The following is a 5,718-nucleotide window of genomic DNA, read 5'->3' as shown; positions in this document are numbered from 1 at the left end:
ACGAACTTCTCGTCGATCGTCAGCCGCCCGAGCGAGCTGCGCGGCACCGCCGGCGTGGCGTCGTCGTCGTACGTCGGCAGGAACGTGCGTCCGGCGGTCGAGCTGCCCACCTCGGTGGTCGCGGTCATCAGGCGTCCGTCCCGGCGCCCGAGCGGCTGCGGTTGACGACGACGGCCGCGAGCGTGTTGACCAGGAGCGTCAGCAGGAAGAGCACGAAGCCTGCGGCCAGCAGGGCCGAGAGCTGGGACTTGCTGGCATCACCGAAGCGGCCGGCGATCAGCGCCGACACCGTGTTGCCGCCGACCTCGAGCACGCGCGGCTTGATCTCGAACGAGGGCGAGAGGATCAGCAGGACGGCGATCGTCTCGCCCAGAGCCCGGCCGAGACCGAGCATGGTGCCGCCGATGATGCCGCCCCTGCCGAAGGGCAGCACGACCGCGCGGATCATCCCCCACCTGGTGGCGCCCAGGGCCAGTGCGGCCTCCTTCTCGCCTTGCGGGGTCTGCGAGAAGACCTGCCGCATCACCGCGCAGGACATCGGCAGCACCATCATGGCGACGGCGATGCCGGCGCAGAACATGCTCGCGGCGTAACGCGTGAGGTCCGGGATGGCGGCGTTGGGATCGGTGTCCTTGACCTCGAAGATCGGGATCCAGCCGAGGTGCCGCTGCAACCAGATCGCCAGCTGCGCCGCGTGCGGCATGATCAGGAAGAAGCCCCACAGGCCCCAGATGATCGAGGGGATGGCGGCCATCAGGTCGACCAACGAGACCAGCGTCGCCCGGAGCCGCGCCGGCGCGTACTCGCTGATGTACAGAGCGGTCAGCAGCGCCAGCGGGAAGGAGATGGTCATGGCGACCAGCGCCACCTCGACGGTCCCGGTGAGCACGCCGGCGATGCCCAGCACGTCGTTGTCGGGCTGCCAGGAGACCTCGGTGAAGAACGCGAGACCGTAGTGCTTGACGGTCGGGTAGCCCTGCCAGCCGAGGAACAGGCCCACGCCACCGGTGATGACGAGCACGGTCGCCCCCACCATGCGAGCCGAGTGGACGAAGACCGCGTCGACTCCCGCTGCCTTGCGGGAGATCTTGCGGGGAGCCACCTCGGTGGAGGCGCTCGGCCCCGGAAGGGTGGGCACAGGTTGGGTGGTCACGCGGTGCTCTCTGACGACGGCGCTCGGTGGAGCGCGCTGCTGAATCGCCAGAAGTGTCAGGAGGCCACCGGAACGAGAAGGCCTTCGCCGGTGAACGTCGCACGAACACCGAGGCCTCCTTTGCCGAACTCGTCGGCCGGTGAGGTTTGGCCTAGTCCGAACGGGTCATGCTCGCGGCCTCGTCGATGGTCAGAACGTGCCAGGGGTGGCACGCGAGCCCCGTTCACCTGGCGTTCGTACCTGCTCCGCCGGCGGCGGCCGGTCCCTCGTCTTGGGTATGTCGCAGCGGCGCGCTCCGGCAGGCGGTGCCGCGTTCCTAGGTTCGGCTCAGGGCCTGCTCGGCAGGGCTCTCCCGACCAGCGTGGAGCTGCGTGGATCGACCTTGGAGCGACGATGAGCACTGTCGTGGGATACGCACCCGGCGTGTACGACCTCTTCCACATCGGGCACCTCAACGTGCTCAAGCACGCGCGCGCCCATTGCGACCACCTGATCGCCGGTGTGGTGTCGGACGAGATGTGTGAGCTGGCGAAGGGCACCCGGCCCTTCATCTGCCTGGCCGAGCGGCTCGAGATCGTCCGGCACATCGACTACGTCGACTCGGTGCACGCCGAGACGGTGCCCGAGAAGCTCGACACCTGGCGGCTGCTCAGGTTCGACCGCATCTTCAAGGGCGACGACTGGGCAGGGACACCGAAGGGCGACAAGCTCGAGCGCGACTTCGCCACCGTCGGGGTCGAGGTCGTCTACTTCCCCTACACCGTGCACACGTCGAGCACCCGGCTGCGTCAGGCCCTCTTGCGGCTCGGTGACGACATCGAGCTGGTCAACATCGAGCGGGCCGCCGAGCTGAGCGCGCACGAGCACGCCGCGTCGAGGATCTCGGCGCGGTAGCGCTCGATCCCGTAGCGGCTGCGTGCCGAGCGCAGGCCGGCGTCGGCGAGGAGCAGCGCGAGGCCCGGGTCCTCGAGCAGCGAACCGACGGCGTCGGCGAGCGCGCGCGGGTCGTGCGGCGCGACGAGGATCCCGGTCACGCCGTGTCGAACGGTCTCGAGGTGGCCCGGCACAGCGGTCGCGACCACGGGCCGCCGCGCCAGCTGCGCCTCGACCACGGCGTTGCCGAAGGACTCGCCGAGCGACGGCGCGACCACGAGGTCCGCCCGGGCGAGTGCCGGCCAGATGGGGGCGACGTAGCCGCTGAACGCGACCGCTCCGCGCAGGTCCGGTTGCTCGGCGCGCTCGTGGAGCGCCCCGGCGAAGTCCTCCTGCCCGGGGGCAGGGGTTCCGCAGACCTCGAGCCGCACGTCGTACCCACGGGCGAGCAACAGCGAGACCGCCTCGAGCGCGGTGTCCGGCGCCTTGCGTCGCGAGATCCGGCCGACGACCAGGAGCCGGGCTGCGGCGCCGGTCGGCTCCTGGCCCGGCAGCCGGGGCGAGGTGGGCGGACCGGCCACGCCGTTGCACACCAGCCGGATGCGCGACGCGAGGGCCGGGACCGACGCCACGAGCGAGGCCTGCGTCGTCCGGCTGTTCGCGACGACGACGTCGGCCAGGAGGAGGGGCAGGTCGAGTCCCAGGCGCACGACCGCGGGGTCGGCCGCCTCGGCCTCGTGGACGTGGCACAGCGTCGGAGCCCCGGTGCCGCGCGCCGCCGCGAGCCACCAGGGCAGGGTCACCGTGTTCACGTAGACGAGGTCCGGCGCGACGTTGCGGATGAGGCGCCGGATCGCGGGGACGGCCCGCCCGACGGCCGGCGCCAGGTGCGCCATCCCGCGCGGCGACGCGGCGGCGCGACACAGGACCGGGAACTCGATGACCCGGACCTCGGCGCCGTGCGCACGCAGGGCGGAGACGAGGGGACCGAGGGTCGGCAGCACGACGACGACCCGGACCCCCTGCTCGCGGAGCGCGGCCACGCTCTCCAGCATCTGGAGGTCCGACCCGTAGACGTCTGCCGACGGGTTGGCCACGAGGACCGTGTCGAGATGTGTCGTCCGCACGCCTGCATTCGACGCGCGAGGGCGTCGGCCGATCCGACCCCGAGACCCCTTCACCCAATATTGGCGACCGTGCGTGCACACGCCTGGGCGGGGCCGCGCGTCTCACTAGGTTCCCGTCAGGTGGGGTTCGCCGCCAGGAGGGTTCCCCGGGCGGCGGGACGGGAGCAGGACGTGAGCGCCACGACGACGAGCGACCACCGCGGCAGCGCGGACACCGGGGTGCGCCGCGGCTACCGCGCCGACCTCGCAGCACTCGGGGCGGCCCAGAAGCCGGCGCGCGGGACACCGGCGTACTCCCGTGCGGTGAACCGGCCGGCGGCTCGGCGCGTTGCGGCCGCCACCCACCAGGTCGGCCTGACACCCGACCTCGCCACCGCGATCAGCGCCACCCTCTCGGCGGCGGGCCTGGCCATCGTCGCCCTGGCCCGCCCGACCTGGACCACCGGTGTGCTCGCCGCGGTCCTGCTCGCCCTCGGCTACGTCATGGACTCCGTCGACGGCCAGCTGGCGCGGCTGCGCGGCCGCGGCTCGCTCGCCGGGGAGTGGCTCGACCACACGGTCGACTGCGTGAAGACGTGCCTGGTCCACGTGGCCGTGCTGGTGTCGTTCTTCCGCTTCGCACCGGTGTCGAACGACGTCGTGCTCCTGCTGCCCCTCGCCTATCTCGTCGTCGACGTCACGTGCTTCTTCGGCATCGTGCTGGTCCCCCACCTCCGTCCGGCGGGCCGGCCGGCGCCTGCCACGCGCGCCGAGAGCCCCTGGCGCCGCTGGCTGATCCTCCCGAACGACTACGGCGTCCAGTGCTGGATGTTCGTGCTGCTCGGCTCCCCCGTGGCGTTCGTGTCCTGTTACGCGCTGATGCTGCTCGCCAACGCGGGCATGCTCGCGCTGGCCTGCCGCAAGTGGTGGCGCGAGCTGCGGGCGGCGGATGCGGCGGCCGCCCGATGAGGATCGCGATGATCGGCACCCGCGGCGTTCCCGCGAGGTACGGCGGCTTCGAGACGGCCGTGGAGGAGATCGGGCGGCGCCTCGTCGAGCGCGGTCAGGAGGTGACCGTCTACTGCCGCGGTGACGGCGACCCGGGCGGGCGCGACCACCTCGGCATGCGGCTCGTGCACCTGCCCGCGGTGCATGCCCGGTCGCTGGAGACGCTGAGCCACACGGCCGTCTCGGTCGCCCATCTCTGGCGCACCGGGGGCCACGACGTCGCGACGGTGTTCAACGCGGCGAACGCCCCCTTCCTTCCGGCGCTGCGCGCCGCCCACGTCCCGGTCGCCGTGCACGTCGACGGCCTGGAGTGGCAGCGGGACAAGTGGAGCGGGACCGGACGCCACTACTACCGGTGGGCCGAGTCACTCGCCGTGCGGTGGGCCGACGCGCTCATCGCCGATGCCCAGGGGATCGCCGACTACTACCGGCGGGAGTTCGGCGTCGACACCGAGCTGCTCGCGTACGGCGCCCCGATCCAGCCCGCACCGCGCACCGACCGGCTCGCCGAGCTGGGCCTGACCGCCGGCTCCTACCACCTGGTCGTCGCGCGGTTCGAGCCCGAGAACCACGTCGCCGAGATCGTCGACGGCTACCGCCGCTCCAACGCGCGGAACCCCCTCGTCGTCGTCGGGTCGGCGCCGTACGGCGACCGCTACACCGCTCGCGTCCGCGACCTCGCCGGAGCCGATCCGCGGGTCGTCCTCCTCGGCGGGGTGTGGGACCAGGAGCTCCTCGACCAGCTCTACGCCGGCTGTGCGACGTACCTCCACGGGCACAGCGTGGGCGGGACCAACCCCTCCCTGCTGAGGGCGATGGGCGCGGCGGCGCCGGTCGTGGCCTTCGACGTGGTCTTCAACCGCGAGGTGGCCGGCCCCGACGCCCGGTTCTTCACCTCCCCCGACCAGCTGCGCGGGATCGTCGAGCGGGCGGAGGCCGACCCGGTGCCGGTCGCGGAGTCCGGGCGTCGCCTGCAGGCGCGGGCGGCGTCGCGCTACCGCTGGGACGAGGTCGCCGACGGGTACGAGAGCCTCCTGAAGCGGCTGGCCGCGGGTGAGTCCGCGCGCGGCAGCGCCAGCGGACGGCGCGTGGGGCGGAGCCGCTCCTCGGAGCCGGTACGACGATGACGCCGCACACCGCCGCGGTCCGCGACGGCACGGGCTGGCCCGCCGCCCTCGGGGCGCTGGCCGGCCAGGTCACGCTGGCGGGCGGCAGCCTCGTGATGCAGGTGGTGGCGGCTCGGGCCCTCGGCGCCACGGACTTCGGGGTGTTCGCAATGCTGTTCGGTGCGGTCGTCATGGCCACCGCGCTGTCGACCGGCCTGGTGGGTGACTCGCTGACGGTCCTGGACCGTCACGACCCCGCCATCCGGTGGGCACTGGCTCGGTGCGCGGCCGGCACGATCGCCACGGCGGCCGTGGCCGGCCCGATGGTCGCCGCCGTGGCCGTGGGCCTCAGCCGCGCGGAGGCACTCGCCTTCGGTGCCGCGTGCGCCGCCTTCATGGCCGCCGATCTCGGGCGCCGGCTGCTGATGGCGGCCCTCCGCTTCTGGCGCCTGGTGCTCGTGGACACCGTCTC

The 5,718-nt window shown here is 72.9% G+C and carries 6 protein-coding genes; 4 read left to right on the top strand and 2 right to left on the bottom strand.

The features are described from left to right. Nucleotides 1-127: 127 nt before the first annotated feature. Nucleotides 128-1,153: a phosphate ABC transporter permease subunit PstC gene (pstC, locus tag Q0L15_RS11250; protein ID WP_296604404.1), complete on the bottom strand. Its 1,026-nt coding sequence runs from the start codon at nucleotides 1,151-1,153 to the stop codon at nucleotides 128-130. Between the two features lie 393 nt (nucleotides 1,154-1,546). Between pstC and Q0L15_RS11245 the strand changes: the two genes are divergently transcribed. After that, nucleotides 1,547-2,047, top strand: a complete 501-nt coding sequence (locus Q0L15_RS11245; protein ID WP_296604402.1) for an adenylyltransferase/cytidyltransferase family protein — start codon at nucleotides 1,547-1,549, stop codon at nucleotides 2,045-2,047. Here Q0L15_RS11245 and Q0L15_RS11240 read toward each other — a convergent pair. Continuing rightward, nucleotides 1,942-3,153, bottom strand: a complete 1,212-nt coding sequence (locus tag Q0L15_RS11240) for a glycosyltransferase family 4 protein (protein WP_296604401.1) — start codon at nucleotides 3,151-3,153, stop codon at nucleotides 1,942-1,944. The two genes, Q0L15_RS11245 and Q0L15_RS11240, sit on opposite strands and share 106 nt — an antisense overlap. Nucleotides 3,154-3,324: 171 nt before the next feature. Between Q0L15_RS11240 and Q0L15_RS11235 the strand changes: the two genes are divergently transcribed. The 3 genes from Q0L15_RS11235 to Q0L15_RS11225 form a co-directional block, all read left to right on the top strand. Beyond that, a complete protein-coding gene (locus Q0L15_RS11235) occupies nucleotides 3,325-4,101 on the top strand; it encodes a CDP-alcohol phosphatidyltransferase family protein (protein WP_296604400.1) in 777 nt (258 codons plus the stop codon). 8 nt (nucleotides 4,102-4,109) lie between these two features. After that, entirely contained in the window at nucleotides 4,110-5,267 is a 1,158-nt protein-coding gene (locus Q0L15_RS11230) for a DUF1972 domain-containing protein (protein WP_296604398.1), read from the top strand. Continuing rightward, nucleotides 5,264-5,718 (top strand): hypothetical protein (locus Q0L15_RS11225; RefSeq protein ID WP_296604396.1); only part of this gene is annotated, 455 nt, incomplete at its 3' end. The genes Q0L15_RS11230 and Q0L15_RS11225, both read left to right, overlap by 4 nt.

This window comes from Nocardioides sp., assembly GCF_024509035.1.
In the GTDB taxonomy this organism is placed as follows: Bacteria; Actinomycetota; Actinomycetes; order Propionibacteriales; family Nocardioidaceae; genus Nocardioides.
This window is presented reverse-complemented; position numbering and strand designations above follow the sequence as displayed.